Origin of the sequence: Affinirhizobium helianthi (genome assembly GCF_042680945.1) — a bacterium.
Lineage (GTDB): Bacteria > Pseudomonadota > Alphaproteobacteria > Rhizobiales > Rhizobiaceae > Neorhizobium > Neorhizobium helianthi.
This window is the reverse complement of the sequence record NZ_JBHUEQ010000015.1, coordinates 1-25296: the sequence shown is the minus strand read 5'-3', so window position 1 is coordinate 25296 and position 25296 is coordinate 1. Positions and strand designations below refer to the sequence as shown.

The 25296-nt window shown below is 55.6% G+C and carries 12 protein-coding genes; 8 read left to right on the top strand and 4 right to left on the bottom strand.

The genetic code is table 11. From position 1 onward, the window contains the following. Positions 1-329 precede the first annotated feature (329 nt). On the top strand, positions 330-12725 hold the full coding sequence (locus ACFSE1_RS07780) for a T1SS-143 repeat domain-containing protein (RefSeq protein WP_377398872.1): 12396 nt from the start codon (positions 330-332) through the stop codon (positions 12723-12725). Between the two features lie 60 nt (positions 12726-12785). Here ACFSE1_RS07780 and zigA read toward each other — a convergent pair whose 3' ends face one another. After that, positions 12786-13991, bottom strand: coding sequence for a zinc metallochaperone GTPase ZigA (gene zigA, locus ACFSE1_RS07775; RefSeq protein ID WP_377398869.1), 1206 nt, complete (start codon positions 13989-13991; stop codon positions 12786-12788). 287 nt (positions 13992-14278) lie between these two features. Between zigA and aztA the strand changes: the two genes are divergently transcribed. The 5 genes from aztA to ACFSE1_RS07750 all read left to right on the top strand — a co-directional run bounded on the left by aztA (position 14279) and on the right by ACFSE1_RS07750 (position 18364). Then, positions 14279-15076, top strand: a complete 798-nt coding sequence (gene aztA / locus ACFSE1_RS07770) for a zinc ABC transporter ATP-binding protein AztA (protein ID WP_377398866.1) — start codon at positions 14279-14281, stop codon at positions 15074-15076. After that, positions 15039-15935 (top strand): zinc ABC transporter permease AztB, encoded by an 897-nt coding sequence (gene aztB / locus ACFSE1_RS07765; protein ID WP_377398863.1) that lies wholly within the window; start codon positions 15039-15041, stop codon positions 15933-15935. Before aztA ends, aztB begins: the two co-directional genes overlap by 38 nt. Positions 15936-15954: 19 nt before the next feature. Beyond that, entirely contained in the window at positions 15955-16911 is a 957-nt protein-coding gene (gene aztC, locus ACFSE1_RS07760) for a zinc ABC transporter substrate-binding protein AztC (protein WP_377398860.1), read from the top strand. A gap of 68 nt (positions 16912-16979) precedes the next feature. Continuing rightward, positions 16980-18086 (top strand): CobW family GTP-binding protein, encoded by a 1107-nt coding sequence (locus ACFSE1_RS07755; RefSeq protein ID WP_377398857.1) that lies wholly within the window; start codon positions 16980-16982, stop codon positions 18084-18086. After that, positions 18083-18364: a hypothetical protein gene (locus ACFSE1_RS07750; protein WP_377398854.1), complete on the top strand. Its 282-nt coding sequence runs from the start codon at positions 18083-18085 to the stop codon at positions 18362-18364. Before ACFSE1_RS07755 ends, ACFSE1_RS07750 begins: the two co-directional genes overlap by 4 nt. Positions 18365-18483: 119 nt before the next feature. On the opposite strand, the gene ACFSE1_RS07745 is transcribed toward ACFSE1_RS07750, so the two are convergent. Both ACFSE1_RS07745 and ACFSE1_RS07740 read right to left on the bottom strand, forming a co-directional pair. Continuing rightward, positions 18484-20754 (bottom strand): FdhF/YdeP family oxidoreductase, encoded by a 2271-nt coding sequence (locus ACFSE1_RS07745; RefSeq protein ID WP_377398851.1) that lies wholly within the window; start codon positions 20752-20754, stop codon positions 18484-18486. 157 nt (positions 20755-20911) lie between these two features. Beyond that, the gene (locus ACFSE1_RS07740) at positions 20912-21856 is read right to left on the bottom strand and encodes a 2-hydroxyacid dehydrogenase (RefSeq protein ID WP_377398848.1); all 945 of its coding nucleotides are present in this window, start codon (positions 21854-21856) and stop codon (positions 20912-20914) included. Positions 21857-22027: 171 nt separating this feature from the next. On the opposite strand from ACFSE1_RS07740, the gene ACFSE1_RS07735 reads away from it, so the two are divergent. Further along, the gene (locus ACFSE1_RS07735) at positions 22028-22882 is read left to right on the top strand and encodes a D-amino-acid transaminase (protein WP_377398845.1); all 855 of its coding nucleotides are present in this window, start codon (positions 22028-22030) and stop codon (positions 22880-22882) included. Positions 22883-22922: 40 nt separating this feature from the next. On the opposite strand, the gene ACFSE1_RS07730 is transcribed toward ACFSE1_RS07735, so the two are convergent. After that, a complete protein-coding gene (locus tag ACFSE1_RS07730) occupies positions 22923-23417 on the bottom strand; it encodes a MarR family winged helix-turn-helix transcriptional regulator (protein ID WP_377398842.1) in 495 nt (164 codons plus the stop codon). A gap of 174 nt (positions 23418-23591) precedes the next feature. On the opposite strand from ACFSE1_RS07730, the gene ACFSE1_RS07725 reads away from it, so the two are divergent. Then, a complete protein-coding gene (locus ACFSE1_RS07725; RefSeq protein WP_377399757.1) occupies positions 23592-25145 on the top strand; it encodes an AMP-binding protein in 1554 nt (517 codons plus the stop codon). Positions 25146-25296: the final 151 nt, after the last annotated feature.

Sequence of the window (25296 nt, the reverse complement as noted above, 5' to 3'; positions counted from 1 at the left end):
ATCCAGTGCTCTGGCAAGCTATTGCTGTGAGCGGTTGCAAGATGAGGTGCTCTTAAGACACGGCTTCTGAGTGATTCGCTTCAGCATGGCAGGCTACAGGCAGTGTTTTTCAACGCCCGTTGATAATTAACCTTCTGAAAACATGGAATTTCTCGACCGGAGGTCTTGATGGGCAGGATTGGCATCCGACCCATGCCTGCCCCTGTTAACCTAAATGCAGATTCTGCCCTCCGGTTGCATAACCGGCTATATCGTCAGGGTTAATGGAAGGTTGCAGACGGAACAGACTGTGCTTTAAGTCGCTCATCTTTGTTAGGGGATGAGTAACCATGTCGATTGAAGAGCCGCGCGTGTCCGTCATTGAAAACGATGCTTCCAACGTCGAATTCGAATCTGATATTGTGTCGAATAATCGGCAAGATACTGCAAACGTTACTTCCTATGAGGTGGCGCAAGCCCAAACCAATACATCGCAAAGCGATGCGCAGCCTCAACAGGCTGCAGCTCCACAAAAGGTTGCAATTCAACAGGTTGTTCCAGATCAAAACAACAGTGTAATCCTCCCTGCGGGTACATCGATCGACGATATCCGGGTTGAGGGAAACAATCTTGTCCTGGTGCAGGCGGACGGAACGGAAATCGTGATCGTTAACGGTGCCGTCAACATCCCGGCGGTCGTCATCGATCAGGTTCAGCTTCCTCAGCAGGTTCTGTTCGCAGCCTTGACCGATAACGGCATCAATGTTGCTGCCGGTCCGGATGGTACCTATTCCGCAAGCAACGGTTCAAACAGCAATGGCCACAACTTTGATGACGGCCAGCAGAATAATGGACCCGAAAACTTCCAACTCGCTTCCTTGCTTTCCGGTACAGACCAAGCCGATGGAGATGCGAGCATCAACAGCGCGCTGATTGACGATACGCCATCCATCCAAATCGGTTCCGGGCCCTTTTCGTTTGTTGAACCCACGCTGTCAGACGCAACGGCTGGCAATGAAACTATTGTGGGCCGGTTGAACTTCACACCTGGGGCGGATTTTGGCGTGGTCACTGCCATCGGGCTCACCGGTGCGAGTGATGTGAATGAACCGGCTGGCCTTGCAGGCAATGCTGTTGCCTTGACTTCGGGCGGTTTCCCGATCACCACGCAGGCTCTTGCTTCTGGCGTTGGTATCTCCGGTTTTGCCAATGGCGTTGAAGTTTTCCGCCTGACAGTCACAAACGTCGAAACCGGTGCTTTCACTTTCCAGGTGTTCCAGGCACTGGATAATCCAGACGTACTACGCGCCGGCCTCAACGATCTTCTGCGTCTCAACTTCACCTTCACAGTAACAGATAAGGACGGCGATTTTGTAACCGGTAATTTTGGTATCGATATCGCGGACGATGCGCCGATTGCCGCTCCAGGCGCAGAAGGCCTTGTGCGTGACGAGGCGCTTTCAATCGGCACCCAGCCAAACGCCGCGCAAACCGTAGCCAATGGCACGCTCAATATTTCCTGGGGTGCAGATTCCTTCAATTCAAATTCTGGCGCGGCTAATGGCGACCGCAGCGTGGCTTTTACCAATTCGGCTGTTGTCGTGACCGGAGCTCATGATGGCGTGAACGGCAGCGTTCTCACCTCAAACGGTGAGGTTGTATCTACCGTCGTCCTGCAGGACGGCACGCTTGTCGGCTATACCGGCAGCGCCGAGAATGCGCCGACGTCAATCCAGGGCTCAAACGTCGTCTTCTTCGTCACTCTGTCAGATGCGAGCCAGGGCGGGGACTACACGTTCACGCAGGTCAAGCCGCTTGATCACGCTGCTGGCGATGGCACGAATGGCAATGCAAGCCTTTCCTTGCAGTTCGGTTATACTGCCACCGATAGCGATGGTGATCAGGCGTCCAGCACCTTCACGGTGAACATCGGTGATGACCGGCCTTCGCTTCGCGTCAATCCAGATAACTCCGGTGTCGATGAAGATTTCATCAAAGGCGGAAATGGTGGCGAAGCAAGCGCAGAACTTTCTTCCGCTTCAGCCAATTCGCAAGGCAGCCTTCACATCAATTGGGGTGCCGACAAGGGTGATGGCATTCGGGAAGTTGCCGACGGCGGCCTGACTGGTGTTGCCGGAGACCGAGGAGTTGCCTTCACATCTGCTACCGTCACTCAGCTTGAGGGTATGAAGCTCACCTCAGGCGGCTTTCCACTTACCTTCGTGCTGGATGAAACCGGTACAAAGCTGGAAGCACGTCAGGTCATTTCTCCTGCGGGCGATGGCAGTGAAGCGAGACTGGGAGATGTTGTCTTTACGGTAGCGCTCAGTGATAAGGGGGCTGGTTCCTATGTTTTCAATCTTATCGGCGCACTGGATCATCCCGATACCGCGACAGAAGACGACCTCAAGCTTGAATTCAAGTTCACGGCCAGCGATGCAGATGGCGACAAGCTCGACAGCAGCTTCACGGTAACCGTCAACGATGATTCACCGATTGCCGTTCCAGGCGCAGAAGGCATCGTGCGTGACGAAGCGCTTTCAATCGGCACTCAGCCAAACGCCGCGCAAACCGTAGCCAACGGCACGCTCAACATTTCCTGGGGTGCGGATTCCTTCAATTCGAATTCTGGCGCTGCTATGGGCGACCGCAGCGTTGCTTTCACCAATTCGGCTGTGGTTGTGGCCGGAGCCCATGATGGTGTGAACGGCAGCGTTTTGACTTCAAACGGCGAAGTCGTTTCCACTATCGTTCTCCAGGATGGCACCCTTGTCGGCTATACCGGCAGCGCCGAGACTGCGCCTACGTCAATCCAGGGTGCGAACGTCGTCTTCTTCGTCACTTTGTCAGACGCTAGTCAGGGCGGTGGCTACACGTTCACACAGGTGAAGCCGCTGGATCACGCCGCTGGCGATGGCACGAATGGCAATGCAAGCCTTTCGTTGCAGTTCGGCTATACTGCCACCGATAGCGACGGCGACAAGGCCTCCAGCACCTTCACGGTGAATATCGGTGATGACCGGCCTTCGTTTACGGCTGCACCTGAAGACAGCCGTGTTGATGAGGATTTTATTGCTGGTGGAAATGGTGGCCGTGGCTCCGAAGGCGATGGTCCTATATTCGACGGTCCTATTTCTGAATTGCCAGGGCGTGATGGCGAATTCCCTGAGTTTATCGAGAGACCCGACATTGAAGCCGACCTCTGGAAGTCTGGCGGCAGCCTCAACATTAACTGGGGTGCCGACAAGGGCGACGGCATTCCTGAGGTGGTTGACGGCGGCCTGACGGGCCTCGCCGGTGATCGCGGCGTGGCCTTCACGGCTGCTACAATTTCTCAGCTTGAGGGAATGAAGCTCACATCTGCTGGTTATTCGCTGACCTATATTTTGGATGAGACAGGTACGAAGCTTGAAGCGCGCCAGCTTATTTCTGCCGGTAGCGATGGCAAGGATGCTGAACTAGGCGAAACGGTCTTCACAATTTCGCTGAGCGACCGGGGCGCTGGCTCTTACCAGTTTGAACTCATCGGTGCGCTGGATCATCCAGATAAAACTACCGAAGACGACTGGAAGCTTGAGTTCAAATTTACGGCCAATGATGCCGACGGCGACAAGCTGGACGGTAGCTTTACTGTCACCGTTAACGACGACAGCCCAATCTCTGGCGGTGGCGAAAATGTCAGCATTGACGAGCAGAAGCTCGTTTCGAACAAGGATGGCATCGTTATTGGCGGCGGTTCCCTCAATATTGACTGGGGTGCCGATAATGCCCGTATCGAGGACGGTGCCAAAATTGGCCGCTCTGTTGCTTTCACTGAAGATTCAGGCGTAGAGGTTGAGTTCGCGCATGAAGGCGAGGGTGGCTCTGTCCTGACTTCTGCGGGTGCGGAGGTTCACTTCGCTGTCATCAATGGCGTCATGGTCGGTTACACAGGCGAAAAGCCAGCAAGCTTCGATGCTAACGCCGAGGCACAGCCAAGCAATGTTGTTCTTTTCACCACGCTTTCGGATGCCGGCAATGGCTCTTACAGCATTCACTTGCTTAAGCCGCTCGACCACAATGAAGGCAATGGCAACGGCTCTATTCTTCTTCAATTCACCTACACAGCAACGGACAGCGATGGCGATACGGTAACCAGAAACTTCGTTGTTGGCATTCAAGATGATATGCCGACGGTCGGAAAAGCTGAAGGTGGAATTGTCGATGAAGAGAGCCTGACTGGTTTTAACGGCAATGTCGGCGACAGCTATGCCAAGGGTGAGACTGGATCTGCTGGTCAAGCTTCGACAGGTCCAAAATCGCTCGGCATCAACTGGGGTGCAGATTCCGATCTGAAGGCCGAAAGAGTGGATGCGGATGGGATGATCGGCAAAGTCGACGACCCCATCGGTCGTCAAGTTGCCTTTGTAAATGCGAAGACCGGCGAGATTTTGGGCCCTGGCCCGATTGCTGCTGAGGCTCTAGGCAAGAGTTTTGTGGACCTGACCACAGGCGAAGAGCCGCTTGCCTACAGCATCAGCCTTTCCGTCAAAGACGGCGTATGGAATGGTGGTTATGTGCTTGAGGCGAAGGCCGGTAGCGAAGGCCCGGTCGTCTTTACGGTTACGCTCGATCCAGCCGCGAGAAATGGTGCCTACACCTTCGATCTGAAAGGTGTGCTTGATCATTCTGTTCAGAACGCTGAAGACAACCGGGATCTGACATTCAGCTTCAAAGGCATCGATGCGGACGGTGACGCCACTAACGCGGGTACTTTCACAGTATCCGTAAACGACGATGCGCCAACAGCCTCAATTTCAATCACGACGGGTGCTGAACTCGTTCATGATGAGACCGCAGGTGTTGATCAAAATTCAGACGATCTGCAAAGCGTCACTGATAGCCGTATCCCTGAAAACCTGATGAAAGATGCCATTGGCTGGGCGCGTCAACTCGATATGGTCAAAGCGGTGACAAGCTATGGTGCGGATGGCAATGGTTCTACCAGTTTGTCGCTCGTCAACTCGGCGGGCAGCGCCTTCAATGGTGATGAGGACTCTGGAATCCGCACGCTTTCGGGCGAGGTCGTCAAGCTGACCTCGATCAACGGCCAAACCGTGCTGGGCATGGTTGGCAACGTCAGGATTTTCGCCCTGACGATTGGTAACGACGGCTCTGTTTCCATCGTTCAGTATCAGCCTGTGAAGCATGTGAATATTGACGGCGTAAACGATCATAACAGCATCAGCCTGATCAATGGCGTCTATGCGAAGGTGACGACCGTCGATGCCGATGGCGACATGAAGGATGCAGTCACTTCTACGCAGCTGGCGATTAAAATCGTGGATGATGGTCCGAGCATTATCGGTGCGCAAGGCGGGGTAACGGTCGATGAGGACGGACTGAGAGACGGTAACGGCGCGTTCAAAGCTTATGATGGTGATGCGGACGCCACATCAGCCAAGGCTGCTGGAAAACTCAACTACAATTTTGGCACAGACGGTCAGGCGGCTAATGGCGCTATCACCTTCGATACGAAGAATTTGCCAGCCCTGAAGTCTGACGGCGTCTCGCTTTCCTACAGCTGGAACGCTTCGACCAACACGTTGACGGCGATGGCAGGCAAAGAACCGGTCTTCACTCTGAAGGTCACCGATGTTGCAAGCGGTGCTTTCGAGTTCAATCTGCTCCGTTCCCTGGATCATCCGGTCAAGAACTCAGAAGACGATATCAAGATTGATTTTGGCTTCACGATCAAGGATGGCGATGGCGACACGGCCAATGGCTCCGTCTCTATTACAATCAATGACGATGCACCGTTTATTGGCTCGCCAGAGGCGGAATCCGTCAATGAGAGCGCGCTGCCGCTCACTCTGGGTGATGTAGTCTACGCCGATCATCCGGATTCCGCTGTGAAGCTGGGTTCGCTGGATATCAAGTGGGGTGCCGACAATCATGACGGATTGGGATCGGCAGATCGTAGCGTTGGGTTCCTTTCCGGCCTGAAGGCTCCTGCTGGGCTTACTTCGGATGGCGAACAGATTACCTACAAGGTTTTCGATAACGATAGTACCCTTGTTGCCCTAGCTGGCGAGCGTGTTGTCTTCACGGTATCCCTGACGGATAACGGTAAGGGCGCTTATGCTTTCTCTCTCAACGGCAACATCGATCATGCGCCAAACAGCGACTCCATGAAGCTGGACTTTGGCTTTTTCGCCAAAGACTCCGACGGCGATACTGCGACGAGCTCGTTCAGCGTTACCATCATGGACGATCAGCCGACGATTGGTTTTATCTCGGATAGAAGCGTCGATGAGGAGAACCTCAACAGCTTTGGCAATACCGAGCGCGAGCACCACTATAAGGGCGACATCCAGGGCAATGTTCAGACGGATAACAGCCTGAACATTAACTGGGGTGCAGACGACAACGACTCCGGTCGCACGAATAACCGTTCCGTCGCCTTCGATGGCTACAAAAATGGTGAAGTGTTTGCCGAAGGCCTGAGCTCAAACGGCCAGCCGGTGAAGGTGTGGGTCAGTGTCGATGGCACGATGCTCTACGGGTATGTCGGCAACGATCCGGCAGGCTCCGCAGCTCCGTCGAACAAGATCTTCAGCGTTTCTCTGAGTGATGATGACCATGGCCGCTATGACTTCAAGCTGCTCGGCAATCTCGATCACCCGGTCAAGAACGTTGAAGACAACATCAGCCTGAACTTCAAGTTCACGGCGACAGACAGCGATGGCGATACTGCCAGTGGTGCCTTCAAAGTTGTCGTGAATGACGATGCGCCTCGGTTGGGCACAAGCGAAACCTCGGTGGTGGATGAAGATGGTGCGCCGAAGATCGCGGGCAGCAACGACAACGCCGCAAAGGATGATGTCAATGCTCCAAGTGAAGTCAGCGGGAAATCGCTCGGAATTGAGTGGGGCGTGGACCGCGATGTCAAGGGCACGTCGGCAAACGATAGCTTTGGCCGCAGTGTTGCGTTTGCCGATAGCAGCAGCGCGACTGCCGGTAAGGCGCTTTCTGTTGGTGATGTCACCGCGGCACAGCTGGGTCTTGGCAAGCTGACCTCCGGCAACGAAGCGCTTGTCTACAAGATCGATCTGCTCAAGGGCGAGAACGGCGCATGGAACGGCGGCTACGTGCTGACCGCCAGCACGCAGGGTAGCCATATCGATGTCTTCAAGGTCACTCTTGATCCGACATTCCAGAATGGTTCCTACAGCTTCAAGCTTCTGGCTGGCATCGACCATTCAGAATCACTTGTGAAAGGCGTGCAGCAGAGCATTGAAAACAATCTTGATCTCAACTTCAAGTTCGTTGCCTTCGATGCCGATGGCGATGCGGCTGGTAACCGTGACGACAAGGTTCAGAACGGCAGCTTCAAGGTCACCATCAACGACGATACGCCGGTCTTTAATGCGAACGCGCGTGCTGAAATTTCCGAAGAAGGCCAGACCTTCATTACCAAGGGCCTCAGTGGCTTGAGCTGGGGTGCCGATAACGGTGCGTCCAAGACGTTGACCTTCGCGGACAAGCCAGTCAGCGTGATTGATCATCGTGGACAGACGGTGACCTTGAGCTCCTTCTCTCAGGCGGTTAACTTCGCTTGGATCAGCGGGATGCTGGTTGGTTATGTAGGCGGGAAGCCAGCAAACGCAGATGCATCCAATGTCGTGATGACATTAAAGGCCGATGCGGGCACTGCGAGCTATGACTTCCATCTTCTGCAGCCGCTCGACCATACTGCGCCGCAGGGCAGCAATCCTTTCCTGGATCTCACTTTCAAGGCGATTGCCACGGATGCCGATGGCGATCCTGCAAGCCAGAACTTCACCATCCGTGTCGATGCGGCTGGCACACTGCTTTCCGATGGAACGCTGAGCTACGAAACCCTCTCGGCACCTGTCGCGATCAACCTTTCCGGCAATGGCGTGGAAGGTAGCGTTCTGATGAGCTCGGACAGAGCCATGGATCGTCCGTCCAATACGGGCAGCCACAAGGTGGTTGGCCACGATGGCGCGCAGGGCATCGTCAATGTGACTGGTGGTTCCGGTAATGACGTGATCTACGGCGGCACGGAAAACAACGTCCTCAAGGGCGGTGCGGGTGACGATGAGCTCAATGGCATGGGCGGTAACGACAGGCTTGAGGGTGGCGCTGGCAATGATCTGCTGAGAGGTGGAGAAGGCAGTGATATCCTCAATGGCGGCACCGGTGCTGATACGCTCGATGGCGGTTCCGGCGATGATATTCTGCAGGTTGTTGCCGATGTCACCGGCTCCGGTGATCGTTTCTTCCAGTACGGAGATGGTACAAGCGAACTGGTCAGCATCAACGGCTTGTCTGGCGAAAGCGATAGTCTCCTCGGCGGAACAGGTTTCGATACCGTTCAACTGATCAAGGATGCGGCCGCAAGCGGCTTTGTCTTTGATCGTGCCAACAGCTCTACCATGACATTGGATGGAGTTGAGAAGTTCGTTGGTACCGGCGGCAATGATGTCATCATGCTCCCCACCAGTTACAGTGTTCAGGGCGTTGTGGTTGAAGGTGGTGCTGGCAATGATGTGATCCAGGGTTCCAATCTTGCTTCCGATCAGCTGCATGGCGGCTCCGGCGATGACATGATCTCGGGCCTCGATGGTGACGACAGCATCTACGGCGGCGACGGCAATGACAGCATCTGGGGTGGGGAAGGCAACGACGAAATCTACGGCGGCATCGGTAACGATATCATTTCCGGCGGTGCGGGGAATGATGTCATTCGGGCCGGTGCTGGCAATGACACAATCGAAGCTGGTGTAGGCGACGATACAATCGTCTATACTTCCGAAGATGGTCGAGATGTTGTGTCCGGTGGTGATGGATTCGACCGAGTGATTGTCGAGGGCGGGTTTGCCCAGGCAATGGAATTGACCATTCGCGCTACGGCTGATCAGCGTTCCAACAATACTGCGCAAGCCACAGTCGGGGGCGGCTCGGTTACAACGACGGATGTTGAGAGCTTCCAATTCCAGTTGGGAGATGGCGGTAGCACATTGACCGTTACGAACACGGCTGGATTGTCCCGTCCTTATGTTGGTGTGGGAGGCGGATCCGGTGACGACCTTATCGACCTTTCCATGGCAAGTGGCACGACCTTCGGCGTTTACGGTAACGGTGGATCGGACACCATCCGTCTATCCGGTCTATGGACCGACTACAAATTTGAAGCGGGTTCGCTGCAAGGGTCTTATGTCGTCTACGATAAAGCGGGCAAGCTCCTCGGACTGACCAGCCTCGTAGAGAAGTTCGAGTTCACAGGCACAGACAATGTCGGCGGCTACACAATGCTTGCCGAGAATGTCGTCAATGTAGCGCCGAGCCTTAGCGACGACGTCCACAGCCTCAAGGAGGCAGGCGGGCTGGACAACTCGATGAACAGTAACCCGCAGGCCGGGGGCAATGTGTTCATCAACGATACAGACGGGAACGTCGACATCAACGGTAAGATTGTCGATACACTCGTTGTATCTAGTGTTGTCGCCGGAACACCCAATCCGTTCAATCCTGCAACGGCCGTAAGCATTACCGGAACGGAGCTTGTCGGCACCTATGGCAAACTCTTCATCATGTCGGGTGGTTTCTACATCTACAAGCTGGATGCGGCCAAGAGCGATGGATTGGCCCAGGGCGATGCGGAAAAGGAAGTCTTCACGTACACCGTTACGGACCACGCTGGCACGACGTCCACGGCAAGTCTGATCATCAACATTACCGGCAGCAATGATGTCCCGATGCTTGAACCGGTGAACACACTGACATTCCAGGATACGGCCGCGGATGACAGGCTGTCGGCGCAGGCTGGTCAGCTTGTTGCAAAGGATGTCGATGCTGGCGCGAAGCTCAAGTTCAGCGTTGATGGCGGCAAGACTTCGGCAGATTCATCCAAATTCGATGTGGTCAAGGAAGGGCTATACGGGAAACTTTACCTCAACAGCACCACCGGACAATACGAGTATGTGCCGAACGCATCCGCTATTCAGGCGCTGACGTCCAGCAAGAGTGAGCTATTCACCCTCGCTGTGACCGATGAGCATGGTGGATCTGCATTCAGAACATTGAATGTTGTTGTCAATGGTGCCAACGATACGCCAAGTCTTGGAGTCATTTCTCCGATTGTTATCCAAGACACCGCTGTGAATGACACGTTCCTCCCGCAGAGCGGAAAGCTGGCAGGGGCTGACCGGGATGCGGCAAGTGTACTCGCCTATTCCGTGACAGATGGAAAATCTGTGACGGGCGTTCAGGGCTTCAACCTGGTGAAGACCGGCACTTACGGTACGCTTTATCTGAATAGTACTACGGGCGACTACAAATACGAGCCGAATAACGCTGCTATTCAGGCGCTGAAAGCTGGCACGTCGGAAAGCTTCGAGCTGACCGTTCGCGATCAATTCAACGCAACGGTCAAGCAGACGCTGAGTATCAACCTCACGGCAACCAATGATCCGGCAACGATTACCGGTACCGCAAACGGTTCTGTGACGGAGGCGACGAAGAACAATGCTGGCGTCGACCAGGTGTCGGGAACGCTCACCTCAGTTGACCGCGATGACACTAGCGCTTGGCAAGCAGTCAGCGCCAAAACGGCGACCAAGTACGGTTCCTTCACGATGTCTGCCAACGGCCAGTGGACTTATTATCTGGACAACACCAACAAGGATGTTGACGGGCTGAACAAGGATCAGACGCTGACCGACAAGTTCAAAGTCAAGACGATTGATGGAACCGAAAAGGAAGTTTCGATCACCATCAACGGCGCCACGGATGTCGTGCGACCGGAGGTCAATGAAAATACGTCAGCGACTGGCCGCTATGTCTATACAAACGACGACAAAGGGCTCCCAAAGCTGAATTTTGACGCCGCTTCGCTGTTTTCTGGCTTTACCTCGAAAGCCGAATTCAAGTTTGAGGCGCTATCCAGGAACTGGTCAACTAGTTGGCTCACGTTTGGTAAGGACGGCAAGGTTACAGGCAACCCGTCCCACAGCATCTTAAGCGAAGGGTGGCCGAACGAGGCTGGTCTTTACATTTACAAGGTTACGGCGACTGAAAACGGCGCATCGGTCAGCACATATGTGGCCTTCAGTGCTGTCGATGGCGGTGTTGTCATCGGCAACAGTTCCCAGGCCTGGGGACAGTCTCTGAACGACGTCTTAATTGGTGATTGGGGAGCAGCAAATCCCCTGAATGGTCGCGATGGCAACGATGCCATTTATGGCATGGGTGGCGATGACAATCTCGTCGGTGCAAGCGGCGACGACTTCATTGAAGGCGGTGCTGGAAACGACAGTATTCTTGGGGACCTTGTCAGAGAGGAAAGAACTGACGGCAACGATGTTCTGCTCGGTGGAGCTGGCGATGATACCATCTGGGGCAATGGAGGCAGGGACATCCTTGTTGGTGGAACTGGCAACGACTACTTGGACGGTGGTTCCGGAGACGATCTGCTGATTGGGGGTGAAGGAAATGACAAGCTCGTCGGGGGCGAAGGCGATAACACCTTCCAGTGGGGCACAGAGGCTGCTTCAGCGGCAAATGCGGACATCATCTACGATTATCGCAAATGGGACACCATTGACCTTAGCACCCTGATCAAATCTGCGAACAAGGACTCGATCGGCAATTATGTGAAGGTGGTTCACAACGGCGACGATCTGATCGTCAAGGTAGATCCCAACGGAGCCAAGAATTTCATCGCGATCTACACACTCAAGGATGTCGGCAGATTTTTTGAAGGCAAACCGATCACCGAATACGTCAAGATTGCCGTGGACGGAAAATCCTACAATATCCGCCCCGTGATTGGCACCGATCCAATCGTTCTCGATCTTCATCACACCGGTTTCCACTTCTCCGGTGCACATGATGGCGTGTCATTCGACATCAATGCCGATGGCAAGGCCGATCAGGTGGCCTGGACCAGCAAGAACGGCATTCTTGCCCTTGATGTAAATGGTAACGGCAAGATCGATAACGGCTCGGAAATCTTCACGCCGAGCTTTGCAGGCGGCAACCATGCAGGTGGTCTGGCAGCCCTCGCCACGCTTGACAGCAACGGCGACGGCACAATCGACGCGAAGGACGATGCTTTCTCCAAGCTCTCCATCTGGGAAGACGCCAACCATAACGGCATCAATGACGAGGGCGAAGTTTATTCACTCGCGTCCCGTGGCGTTGCCAGCATTTCGCTTTCTTCCACGGCGGGCGGTGACGCCATCGATGGGCAGGACGTGCTGGCACATGGCAGCTTCACATTCGTCGACGGTTCGCATGGCGATCTGGTGGAGATGGGCTTCGACACCGTGTTCGGTGAGGACAAATTCTCCACCGAGATCTTCGGTACCGAAGGCAATGATATCCTGAATGCCGGTTCCGGCCATTCGATCATGACCGGCGGTGCAGGTGCCGATACCTTCGTGTTCGACGCCTCCGCTCTGCACGACATGGATGTGGCGGATGTCATCACCGATTATCGCTCCGAGCAGGGCGATGCGGTCGATGTCTCCGTGCTGCTCGACAAGGTCCTCGGCCCAGAAGTCAGCACTGAGAGTGCGGCTTCCGCCGTAAGGGCAACAACAGATGGTTCCAACACAACCTTGAGCGTCAATGCGGGCGGCGACAACTGGAAGGATGTTGCCGTTCTGCAGGATCACACTGCGGCCGTGAAGATCCTGTTCGATGACAAGCACGACAGCATCAGCATTCATAGCTGATGAGAACACAGGAGGAGGGGCCCAAGTGGCCCCTCTAACGTTTTTTGTTCAGCCTGGATCTCAGGCTGCCTTGGGCGCCCAGCTGGTGAAGGGGTCTTTCAGGCTTTTCCATTTGTCCGGGGTGAAGCCTTCGGCTTCCACCAGGCACGCGTCTAGTTCCTTGCGCAGACCCGCCTCATCCATCGGATCGGCACCGATAAAGACGATCTCCTGCCGCCGATCACCCCATACCGGGTCCAGATAGGGACCCATCATGTCGAGAAATTCCGGCTCACGGGGCCATTGTTCCTTCGGTACCGAGGCCCACCATAGGCCTTTCTTTCCTGTGCGAACGAGCGCTCCTGCCTGGCTGATCTCACCCACGTGGTGCGGGCGCGTGGCCAACCAGAAGAAGCCTTTCGCGCGGACGACGCCCGGCCAGGAGCGATTGATGAAATCCTGGAACCGAGCCGGATCGAACGGCCTGCGGGCGCGATACACGAAGGAGCGTATGCCATATTCTTCGGTCTCAGGCGTATGATTCTTGAAACCATACAGCTCCTTGAACCAGAGTGGATGCGTTTCCGCCTTCGCAAAATCGAACCGACCTGTGCCAAGAATTTCCTTCGGAGGCACCCGACCAAATTCGGCTTCGATCAGCCTGGCATCCGGGTTCAAGGCCGTGATGATCCTGCGCGCAGCATCGCGCTGTTCTGGCGTCGCCGTGTTGATCTTGTTCAAAACCACGACATCGGCAAATTCAATCTGTTCCACCAGCAGATCCACCAGTGTACGGTTATCGTCTTCGCCCGCTGTTTCGCCGCGATCTGCCAGGAAATCCGCCGATGCGTAATCGTTCAACAGATTGGCTGCATCCACAACCGTCACCATGGTATCGAGTTGCGCGACATCCGAGAGGCTTTGCCCGTCCTCATCGCGAAAATCGAAGGTCGCGGCCACCGGAAGCGGTTCAGCGATGCCGGTGGATTCAATCAGCAGATAATCGAACCGATCCTGCTCGGCCAATGCACGAACCTCTTTCAGGAGATCGTCGCGCAACGTGCAACAGATGCACCCATTCGTCATCTCAACCAGTTGTTCCTGTGTGCGTGAGAGGTTTGCTCCGCCATCCCTGACAAGGGCAGCATCGATATTGACCTCGCTCATGTCGTTGACGATGAGCGCGACCCTCAGGCCCTCGCGATTGGCGAGGATGTGGTTGAGCAGGGTGGTCTTTCCCGCCCCCAGGAAACCGGACAGCACCGTTACTGGCAGCTTTTTCTGCATCTTACTTCCTTTGCTTCGAACTGAAGAGTGAGGCGCTGGCTTGGCCTGAAGCGCACGAGAGATTTCCGGCAAGACGGCATCACCTGAAATTCTCTATCTATTTGTTTTTACGCAGTCCGGACGCAAAACCGCTGACGCGTTTTGTGCTGGACGCGCACTAGAAGACTCGACAGGACAGCGCACACCTTTCTGAAATTTAATGTTATGACATAACGCATACGTTGACGTATGTAATAACATTACATATGGAGAAGGTGTCAATCCCCGAGACGATCTTTGAGAATCCCATGACCGATGCTGCGCTGACATTCACTGACCTGACGCTGGGTTATCGCGGTCATGCGGCGGTGCATCATCTCAGTGCGACTATCCTGCGTGGCTCGCTGACCGCCGTCATCGGTGCCAATGGTTCCGGCAAAAGCACGCTTATGAAGGGGATTGCGGGGATACTGCGCCCCTTGAGTGGCAGCTGCACCATGCAGGCCCGCAGGCTTGCCTATCTGCCGCAACAATCGGAAATCGACCGTACTTTTCCGGCGCGCGTTGTTGATCTCGTTTCACTCGGTTTCTGGCAAAAAACCGGATTGCTTGGCCGCAGAAGCAGGGCAGATCGGGATCGGCTAGAGGGCTGTCTTGAGGCCGTGGGGCTGTTAGGGTTTGAAAACCGTGCGCTCGATAGCCTCTCCGGCGGCCAGATGCAGCGTGCACTCTTTGCACGCACCATGCTTCAGGATGCGGATCTCATCCTGCTTGATGAGCCCTTCAATGCTGTCGATCAGCGTACCATTCGAGACCTGGTGGATTTGACCCGGCAATGGGTGACGGAAGGGCGGACGGTCCTTTGCGTCCTTCACGATCATGCACTCGTCAGCCAGTATTTTCCGCAGACGCTGTTGCTGGCGCGGCGTCCGGTCGCGTTTGGGCCGACCGAAATGGTCGTGACGCCAGAAAATCTTCGCCGAGCGCAGACCTTTCATGAAGCATGGGATGAGGATGCCCGATGGTGCGACGGTGCAGCCGGCGCGCGGGGCGAGGATCTGGCGAATCATGGCGCCGACATACGCAAGGTTGCTGCCCGTGTTTGAGTATCTGTTCGAGCCGTTTTTGCAGTATGGCTTTATGCAGCGGGCCTTGTTTGGCTCGATCATCCTGTCCCTGAGCTGTGCTCCGGTTGGCGTTTTTCTCATGCTGCGGCGCATGAGTCTCACTGGCGATGCCATGTCCCATGCGATTCTGCCCGGCGCAGCGCTCGGCTTTTTGTTCTTTGGTCTCGACATCATGCCGATGACCATTGGTGGTTTGATTGTCGGCCTCGTCGTGGCGCTGGGGTCGGGCCTCGTTTCCCGTTTCACGGTGCAAAAGGAGGACGCTTCGATGGCTGCCTTCTACTTGATGTCCCTGGCTGTCGGCGTCTTGCTGGTGTCCTGGCATGGTTCGAGTGTCGATCTCATGCATGTTCTCTTCGGTTCCGTCCTCGCTTTGAACGATGACGCGCTGACCTTGATTGTCTCCGTGGCAATCGTCACGCTTGCGACGCTCCTCATCTTCTGGCGGGCTCTTGTCGCAGAATGTCTCGATCCGCTTTTCCTGCGGTCGGTGAGCGGCATCGGCTCCGTCGTTCACGTCCTGTTTCTCGTGCTAGTCGTGCTCAATCTCGTCAGTGGCTTTCAGGCCCTGGGTACATTGCTTTCCGTTGGTCTCATGATGTTGCCGGCAGTCGCCTCACGCTTCTGGTCCAACGATGTGCGCTCTCTGTGCGCCATTGCTGTTGCCATTGCACTGGGTGCGTCGGTCGGAGGGCTCTTGCTTTCCTATCATGCGTCCATGCCCTCCGGTCCTGCCATCATCATGCTCGCCGGTGCGGCCTATCTCTTCTCCGCCGTCTTAGGGCGTCGGGGCATTCTCGTCAGCATCCTCCCAGGACGCCGCCACAAAACCGCTTGAAGTTAAACAAGGAGAACTCATGTTTCGTGCACTTCGTTTCGCGGCCTATGTCAGCACGGTCGCGCTTTGCAGCTACGCCTCGGCAGCTTCCGCAGCGGACCTCAAGGTCGTGGCCAGCTTCTCCATCCTCGCCGATCTGGCAAAGAATGTCGGGGGTGATCGTGTCGAGATACAAACCCTGGTGCCGGTTGACGGCGATGCTCATGTTTACGAACCGAAGCCAGTCGATGCTGTGGCACTTCAGAAAGCCGATGTTGTTCTTGTTAACGGTCTGGGCTTGGAAGGCTTCATGTCCCGCCTTATCGAAACAAGCGGCACCAAGGCGCCGATTGTCGAAGCCAGTCGAGGCGTAAAGCCCATCAAGGGTGAAGAGGAAGATCATGAACACGGGCATGATCATGGTCAGGAAGCAAAGGCGGAGACCCACGAAGGACACCATCACGGCGCCTGGGATCCACATGCATGGCAGTCTGTCAGCAATGGGGAAATTTACGTCAAGAACATCACCAAGGCCTTCTGCGAAGCGGATAAGGCCGGATGCCAGACCTATACGCAGAATTCAGAGGCTTATCTGAAGAAACTGGCGCAACTGGATAAGGACGTGAAGGCAGAGATTGCCGCGATTCCGCAGTCCAAGCGTACGATCATCACCACGCATGACGCGTTCGGTTATTTCTCGAAGGCCTATGGGCTGAAATTCGTCGCGCCGGAGGGCATTTCCACGGAAGCTGAAGCATCGGCAGCGGATGTCGCCAAGCTGGTCGACCAGGTCAAGCACGACAAGGCTTCTGCTGTGTTCATGGAGAACATCAGCAATCCTCGGCTGATTGAGCAAATCGCCAAGGAAACGGGCTTGAAGGTGGGCGGCACGCTCTATTCCGACGCCTTGTCTGCGGCGGATGGCCCGGCATCGACCTATATCGATATGTTCCACCACAATGTGAAAACGATGAAGGCGGCGATCCTCGGCAGCTGACCGAAATGACAGCCTGCGCCTCGTCAGGGGCGCGGGCTTTGTGTTTGTGGAGGAGGGTGACAGCTGGAATGTTCAAGGCGCGCGAACCAAAGCCGGCTATCGACGAAGGCCGCGGGCAACACGCCCCCCTGCCTGTAACCATCCTCACAGGATTTCTGGGTTCCGGTAAAACCAGTCTTATCAATAGGCTTCTCAGGCACCCGAATATGGCTGGAACGGCGGTCATCATCAATGAGTTTGGTACGATCCCGGTGGACCACGATCTCGTTCAGGCTGGTTCTGAAACCTATTTTCAGACGACGACAGGCTGCATCTGTTGCACGGCCACCGGCGATATCCGCGCCTCGCTTCACGATTTGCATGAGGCGCAGGCAAAGGGAAGCGTGAGGATCGTGGAGCGGGTTGTCATTGAGACAACGGGCCTCGCCGACCCGGCCCCCATCATCAATAGCCTTATTGCCGGCGGCGCACCTGCGATGTCTTTGCGCGATCATGTCGTTGCCAGACGGTTCTACCTGGCTGGGGTGGTCACTGCTTTCGATGTTATTTCCGGCAGAGACATGCTTGCAAAATTCATGGAGGGCTGGAAGCAGCTGGCTTTTGCAGACCACATTGTTTTGACCAAGACAGACCTGGCAGAGAGCGATCAGGATCTGGCAGATTTGCGTGAGTTAAACCCCTCAGCCCTGCTGCATGATCGCCATTCGGCAGAGTTTGATCTGCCAGCGCTGTTCGGCTCGGCAGCCTATACCATTTCGGGAAAGATTGAGGATGTCGAAGGCTGGCTGGCCATCGAAAGACTGTCGAAGCATGGCGATCACACTCATGATCCCAACCGGCATGGTGCGGAAATCGAAGCGGTCTGTCTGACGCATGATGTTCCGCTCGAACCGGCGGCCGTGGAGACCTTCCTGCATATCGTGACGAGCAATGTGGGCTCTGGCCTCTTGCGGCTGAAAGGTATTTTCGCGTTGGCGGATGATCTTCAAAGACCGATGGTCGCCCATGCGGTTCAGCATCGCCTTTACCCTACGCTACGCCTGCCGGAATGGCCCGGCAGCGACTGCCGCAGCCGCGTTGTTCTCATTGGAAGCAGTATGCCGAAACGCCAGATTCAGGATCTGTTCGAAGTGCTGGCACCGAGAGCAAGACGCAAGCGAGGACAGTCTCTATGAGTGGTTCCTTCAACAATCCGCTGGCGCGCCGAAATCCGGGCGTGGTGCAATCTGCGAGAATGATCAAGCAGTGGGTGAAGGCCTTGCTGAACCTCGGTGAGAGCGCCGTCGTATCGGTGAACGAGCTTGCCTGTCATCTGCCCGGTTGTCCGCCAAAGGAAACGGTGATCATTGTCATGCAAGAGGAAGGGCACGTTCAAGTATCGATCCACAAGGCGTTGACTGAGGTGCAGGAGGATGACGTCGCCAGAGCGTTCGAGCAACCGAGCCAGTCTTGAAGATGTTGCGCGACCTTGCGCACACGCATGAGGATTGCCGAACATCCTGCGTGTGCAACAAGGCTGTGTCAACGTGTCAGCCGAGCGACCGAACCGCTAAAGCGGGCTGACATTCCGCTCTACGTCACAATTCGAACCGGAACAGCCTTTGCCGCCGGCGTCTTCGAGGCTTTGTCGTGATGATCGAGTGGAATGAGAGGGTTGAGCTCCGGATAGTAGCCACCGATACAGCCATTGGGGAGATCGAAGGGCGTCACGGTCAGTCCGCCAATGTACCGTTTCCGGCCATCCTCTGCATCGGAGGCCAACCCCACCACCTGACCTGCCTTCAGGCCTGCGGCGGCAATATCTTCGGGGTTGATGAGCAGCACACTGCGGGTGCCTTCAATGCCCCTTAACCGGTCGCTGTAACCATAGACAGTCGTGTTGAACTGGTCGTTGCTTCTTAATGTGATAAGCCTGTAGCGCCCCGGTGCATTGGCGAACCCGTGGGCCGAAAGCTGCTGTGGTACAGTGAATTCCGCTCGACCGCTCTCGGTTTTCCAGATCCGCTCGCGTGCGCTGTTGCCGCGGTAGAAACCGCCTGGCGTGAAGACCCGTTTATTGAAATCGTGAAACTGATCGGGATAAGTCTGCTCTATGAGATCCCGGACCTTGCTGTAGTCACTCACCCATTCGTCCCATAGAACTTTTGGATTTGGTGGAAGCGTTGCTTTGGCCAGACCGGCCACTATTGCCAATTCCGATTTGAGATGCTCGCTGGCAGGCTTTCTGCGCGCGATGGAGCCGTGGATGCAGCTGAATGTATCTTCGATTGTGACGATCTGGGGACCGCTCTCCTGAAGATCTTCCTCGGAACGGCCCAGGCAGGGAAGAAGATAGGCAATTTCACCATTGATCAAATGGCTTCGATTGAGCTTTGTGGCGATTTGAACGGTCAGTCGCATCCTCTGCCAAGCGGCCTCCATGGCCTCCTGTTCAGGAATGGCGCGCACGAAATTGCCGCCCAATCCGATGAATGCCTTCACATCGCCTTTCATGATTCCGTGGCAGGCGTCTACCGTGGTCAAACCCGTATCTCGTGGCGCGGTGAAGCCGAACATATCCTCAAGCCGGTCCAATGGCACAAGCTCCGGCTTTTCAGAAATGCCGACTGTTCTTTGACCTTGCACATTGGAGTGGCCCCTGACGGGTGAGATACCTGTGCCATCGCGGCCGATATTGCCCTTCATGAGGAGCAGATTGACGAACATGCCAATGTTGTCGAAGCCGTGCACCTGTTGGGTGAGACCCATTCCATAGATGCCGATCACCCGCTCAGCCTCGACGTAGACCTGTCCGGCTTCCTCGAGTGCAACCCGCGTGAGCCCCGAATGTTCCTCGATCTCCTGCCATGAGGTTTGGCGCACCAATTGCTCGAAGGCATCGAAGTCATGCGTGTGTTGTTTGATAAAGTCTCGATCAAGAACGCTGCGACCGTCGCGTTTGGCTTCATCGTCCTTCGCCAGCACATGTTTGCAGAGGCCCAGCAAGGCAGCAATGTCTCCGCCCGCCTTGACCTGAAGGTAATGGCTCGAGATTCTGGTCTCGTGCCCGGTGAGCATTTCCGTCGGGCTTTGCGGATTGATCATGGCCTCAAGCCCGCGTTCGCGCACCGGGTTGAAGGTGACGATGCGACAGCCCCGCTTTACGGCATCCTGCAGCGGATGAAGGAAGCGGGGGCTGTTGGACCCTGTATTCTGGCCGAAGAAAAAGATTGCGTCGCAGGTGGAGAAATCTTCGTAGACAGATGTACCGACCGGTGCCCCGATGATCTTTTTCAAAGCCACAGAAGTTGTTTCGTGGCACATATTGGAACTGTCCGGCAGGTTGTTATGCCCGTAGAGACGGCCGAACAGCGCGTAAAGATAGGATGTTTCCAGGCTGGCGCGACCGGAGGCATAAAACACGGCACTTTTCGGATCGAGTGCTTTCAGTTCCCTGCCAATGCCTTCGAAGGCTTCTTCCCACGAACACGGAACATAACGATCCGATGCATGATCAAAGCGCATCGGATGCGTCAAGCGGCCCGTCTGCTCCAGGTCATGATCTGTCCAGTCCTTCAGGTCCGTCACGGTGTGGTTAGCGAAAAACTCCGGGGTACAGCGGCGTGTGGTCTGCTCCCAAAGGGTTGCCTTGGCGCCATTCTCGCAGAATTCGAAAGCGCTATGGTGCGCAGGCTTGGTCCAGGCGCAGGAGACGCACATGAACCCGCCAGGTTTATTTTGTCGGGCCAGTGTTTCCAGAACACCTGGCGACGGCCACTCCTTGCCGAATATCCGGGTAATGCCGCGAAGGGATCCCCAACCACCTGCGGGACCATCGTATTGCAAGGTATCCTGATCAGCCATGGGGGAGCCTCCTTCAAAATGAGTGCGGGCAAATGCTGCAGCGGAAACGATGGACGGTGGCGGCTCAGGGTGTCCGCCATCTCCACCTTCTGTCTGCGCCCGTTCCCCGGCAACTCAAGGAGGCTAAGTTGGTTCCATCAGAATTTTGTCCGGAGACTTAATAGCCCCGCGTTAGAGCCACTGTTTTGGGCAGCCTGCCGCTGCTTCGCCATTCTGCAATATTGGCCGCGACAATCGAAGCTGCCGTGTCTGGCGTGGTGGGTGCCGATATGTGGGGCAGAACCGTTATTTGCGGATGCGCCCACAAAGGAGAAGCGTCCGGCAGGGGCTCCTGCTCGAAGACGTCCAGAACGGCGTGGTCAAGATGCCGCTCATCAAGAAGGCGAAGCAATGCCTCGTTTTCAACGATGGCTCCGCGCGCGAAGTTTATCAGTGAGGAACCCTTCGGCATTGATGATAGCCTCCGCTCATTGAGCAGGTACCGGGTTTCGCGCGTCAGAGGCAGCAGGCAGACGACGATGTCACTGGTTGATAGCAGATCCATCAGGCCGTCTTCCCCCGTGGACGTGCTGACACCATCGAGCTGTTTCGGGCTGGCGCTCCAGCCCTTGATCCTGAACCCGGCACTCGACAGCCGGGTTGCCGAAGCCTTTCCCAGCTCTCCGAGGCCCAGCATGCCCACTTGCAGCGAGGATGGATGTCGATAAGCGCGTTGCTTCCATTGGGAACATGCTTGTTGCTGCCGGTAGGCGGGCATGTCCCGATGAAGATAATAGGTCCAGGCGAGAACCGCCTCCGCCATGACGCGTGCCAGTTCGGGATCGACCAACCGAACAATGGGCGGCGAGGACGTGCCGAGTTCGGCGACCAGTCGTTCAACACCGGCCCACAGACTGTGAATCCAGGCAAGTCCCGGCAGTGCCGCAACCTCGGTTGGATCGGGATTGGCGACGATGGCAACTTCGATCATCCGGCGCTCATCGGGCGAAATCTGCCGGAAGGGCAAGATCGTTTCCTGCGGCAGTTTTTCCCGCAGCACCTCCAGCCATTGCTGCTCTTCTTCTCTGTCGAGGCGGCAAACAAACGCTATCGGCTTTGGCATGAGGTGATTCTCCAAGTTTTTTTACTGTTGTTCCAGCCACCATGATGCGGGTCAAGCTGAATGGCGGAATGCACTTTGCGGCCTCGCACTTGCCCGAATCATGTAGTTGGTACACCCGGACTTTGGCAGCATGTTTCGGGTGCGCCTCCCGCCTGCAGTGATGGAGAAGAAATGTCACGGATAGTTTATGTGAATGGCCGCTGGGTTCCTGAAGAACAGGCTCAGGTGTCAGTGTTCGACCGTGGGTTTCTTTTTGCAGATGCAATCTATGAGGTGACGGCTGTCATCGACCGAAAGCTGATCGACTACGCTGGACATTTGGCGAGGCTTAAGCGCTCGCTTGAGGCCCTTTCCATTCCGCTACCGTTCACGGATGACGAATTGCTCGGGCTACATCGTGAGATCGTTGCGCGAAACGAGCTGGAGAGTGGCCTCATCTACCTTCAGATTTCGCGCGGCGCAGCCGACCGCGATTTTCTCTTTGCGGCCGATATGGCGCCCAGCATCGTGATGTTCACCCAAAAGAAGAACATTCTGGAAAACCCCAAATGGAAAACCGGGCTGACGGTCAAGACCATGCCAGAAGGCCGCTGGATGAATCGGCAAATCAAGACCGTACAGCTTCTTTACTCTTCCATGATGAAGATGGAGGCCGAGCGTGCTGGCGCAGATGACGCATTTCTGGTCGAGGACGGCTATATAACAGAGGCCACCTCGTCAAACGTCCATATCGTGACGAAGGACAGGCGCCTTGTGACAAGACATCTATCCAATGCCCTCCTTCACGGCATTACAAGAGCCTCCGTCTTATCCTTGGCCAAAGAAGTGGCCCTCCAGGTTGAGGAACGCGCCTTCACTGTCTTGGAAGCCTGCGATGCAGCGGAAGTTTTCATCACATCCGCAAGCGCATTTGTCATGCCTGTCGTGAGGGTGGATGACGCCGTCATTGCTGACGGCAGGCCGGGACCGATTTCACAAAAGCTTTTGGAAATATATATCAAGGACAGAATGGCCAGCGCCATCTGAGGCGCTGAAGCTGACTGGACCCAGTCAGCGACCATATCCGCTAGGGGGCGGCAGACTGTCGGCCCCGTCGGTAGAGGCGGGTGAGCATGTCGATCAAAGACGCACATTCGTCTTCGGATAATACGGCACAGAATTCCTTTTCGTGTTTTTCGATAACCTCATGAACCTCTGCAAGAACTTTCCGTCCTTGATCTGTCAGGCGGATTTCGTGACGCCGGCGATCCGTGAGCGATGGCTTCCGTTCAACCAGGTTCTTGGCCATGAGGCGCTTGATCACGCCCATCATGGTGGCACGGTCCATGGAGAGGACCTGCGCAATATCGACCTGCGATGCGCCCGGGTTTCTTGCGATCAGCTCCATGGCCGCCAACTGTTTCTGCGTGATGTCGAAGCGTGCTGTGCTGAGAGCAAAATCTCGGTGGAGTGCCACATGTGCCATGCGCAGGTGAAAACCAACCAATCCGGTCAGCCAGCCGGGATCCAGTCCTTCCGGGTCATTACTGTCTAAAGCATCCGGTTGGTCAGTAAACGTCATCTCGCTTGCATCTTTCATTTAATTAGAAACTGCGACCTGATGGTTGTTATCACATATACATCAGTAAGAGCTTACACCATCCAAACGACTTGCTTTCAAGTCAAGCCGATTGTAAGTGTTGCATACAAAGATCGTGGAGGCGATCGAAACGCTCGGGAGTTGCTCATGTCCATCATGCTTGGGAATGTTTCTGGGGACCATTTCTCCGAAACGCTGATTGCCAGAGATCCGGTTTCCTACCGTGCACGGATCTCACCGGATCGCATCGCTGCACGCTCTCTTGCTGATGGCATAACGGTTACCTACCGGGAAATGGATGAGCGCATTGCGCGCTGTGCCTCGGTTCTAAATGAGCTTCTCGGTTCTTCTGTTCCGGGCGCTACTGTTGCTGCTCTGGGCCGCAACAGTATCGATCATCTGGTGCTCGCCTTCGCCTGCCAGCGCGTGAATTGTATATTCGTTCCGTTGAACTGGCGTTTGGGGGCCGTCGAGTTGACCGACATCGTTGCCGACTGCGATGCTCGACTGCTCGTCTTCGAAGACGATTTCGGGCCCGTTGCGCGAGAACTCGGCGCCAAGTCCGGCGTCAAGCTTCTTGGCTACCAGGGAGATGAGAGTTCGCTCGATGGCCTCATTCGTAAGGCCGATCCGCTGAAGCCATTGCCGGCCACGGGAAACGAGCCAGCCATCCTGCTCTATACATCGGGCACGACCGGGACGCCGAAAGGTGTGATCCTCACGAGATCGAACCTGTTTTATGCTGCCTACAACTTCTCTGTTGTCGGGGAGGTGGCGCCAGGCGCTGTGACCTTCTGTGACTTGCCCTTTTTTCATACGATCGGCCTTGTGGCGATAGCCAGAACGACCTTGATGATGGGCGGCACCCTCATTGTATCGGATCGTTTTCTGCCGGAGCGAACAATTGATTGCCTGAACGACGAAGATCTCGCCGTGACGCATTATTTCGCTGTCCCGCAGATGGCGACCATTCTGAGAGATCAGCCTGGCTATTCAGGGGAGAGAATGAAACGGCTGAAGGCCATCTTTATAGGGGGCGCGCCGCTGCCGCCGCCATTGGTTGAAGCCTACCTCGCTGATGGCGTCGCTTTGGTCAATGGATATGGCATGAGCGAAGCCGGGACAGTCCTGCACATGCCTATCGATCATCAGGCAATTTCAACCCGCCATGGAAGCGTTGGTTTTCCGGCTCCATTGATTGATGTGAAGATCATGGATGCGCAAGGGCAGGCATGCGAAGCGGGACAGGTGGGTGAGCTTTGGATACGAGGCCCCTCCATATCGAGTGGCTATTGGAAGAAGCCGGAGCAGACAGCGGCCTCCTTCGTTAACGGCTGGTTCCGCACGGGTGACCTGGTGCGCTGCGACGAAGACGGATTCCACATTATCGCCGACCGGCTGAAAGATATGTATATCAGCGGCGGGGAAAACGTTTATCCAGCCGAAGTTGAAGCGGTGCTGCTGAGCCATGATGCAGTGGCCGAAGTTGCTGTCATCGGAGTGCCGGATGAGAAGTGGGGCGAGGTCGGTGTTGCCTTTGTCGTCGCGCGCAATTCCGCAAAGGTTGGCGCTGATGAACTCATCAACCACTGCAAGTCCCGCCTTGCGACCTACAAAAGGCCCGCTCGCATCGAATTTCTGGAAGCCATACCGCGCAATGCTGCGGGCAAACCTCTCAAGCATGTTCTACGGGATCGAGCGACTGGCTGAATGCCTCTGGAGTTGCCTGTTGCGCTGCTGCAAACGCTCCAGCAGGCAGTTCGCTCAAAATAAGCTAATTATATCAACGTCTTACCTGTTTTTTTGTTTTTTTGTTTTTTTGAGTGTTGACGGTTTGCGGGGTGATGCGTATAAGTCCGCT

What these genes read in the sequence shown, in the direction of transcription:
- ACFSE1_RS07780 (WP_377398872.1), top strand. Translation starts at nt 330, where the DNA reads ATGTCGATTGAAGAGCCGCGCGTGTCCGTCATTGAAAACGATGCTTCC.
- zigA (WP_377398869.1), bottom strand. Translation starts at nt 13,991, where the DNA reads ATGCAGAAAAAGCTGCCAGTAACGGTGCTGTCCGGTTTCCTGGGGGCG.
- aztA (WP_377398866.1), top strand. Translation starts at nt 14,279, where the DNA reads ATGACCGATGCTGCGCTGACATTCACTGACCTGACGCTGGGTTATCGC.
- aztB (WP_377398863.1), top strand. Translation starts at nt 15,039, where the DNA reads ATGGCGCCGACATACGCAAGGTTGCTGCCCGTGTTTGAGTATCTGTTC.
- aztC (WP_377398860.1), top strand. Translation starts at nt 15,955, where the DNA reads ATGTTTCGTGCACTTCGTTTCGCGGCCTATGTCAGCACGGTCGCGCTT.
- ACFSE1_RS07755 (WP_377398857.1), top strand. Translation starts at nt 16,980, where the DNA reads ATGTTCAAGGCGCGCGAACCAAAGCCGGCTATCGACGAAGGCCGCGGG.
- ACFSE1_RS07750 (WP_377398854.1), top strand. Translation starts at nt 18,083, where the DNA reads ATGAGTGGTTCCTTCAACAATCCGCTGGCGCGCCGAAATCCGGGCGTG.
- ACFSE1_RS07745 (WP_377398851.1), bottom strand. Translation starts at nt 20,754, where the DNA reads ATGGCTGATCAGGATACCTTGCAATACGATGGTCCCGCAGGTGGTTGG.
- ACFSE1_RS07740 (WP_377398848.1), bottom strand. Translation starts at nt 21,856, where the DNA reads ATGCCAAAGCCGATAGCGTTTGTTTGCCGCCTCGACAGAGAAGAAGAG.
- ACFSE1_RS07735 (WP_377398845.1), top strand. Translation starts at nt 22,028, where the DNA reads ATGTCACGGATAGTTTATGTGAATGGCCGCTGGGTTCCTGAAGAACAG.
- ACFSE1_RS07730 (WP_377398842.1), bottom strand. Translation starts at nt 23,417, where the DNA reads ATGACGTTTACTGACCAACCGGATGCTTTAGACAGTAATGACCCGGAA.
- ACFSE1_RS07725 (WP_377399757.1), top strand. Translation starts at nt 23,592, where the DNA reads ATGCTTGGGAATGTTTCTGGGGACCATTTCTCCGAAACGCTGATTGCC.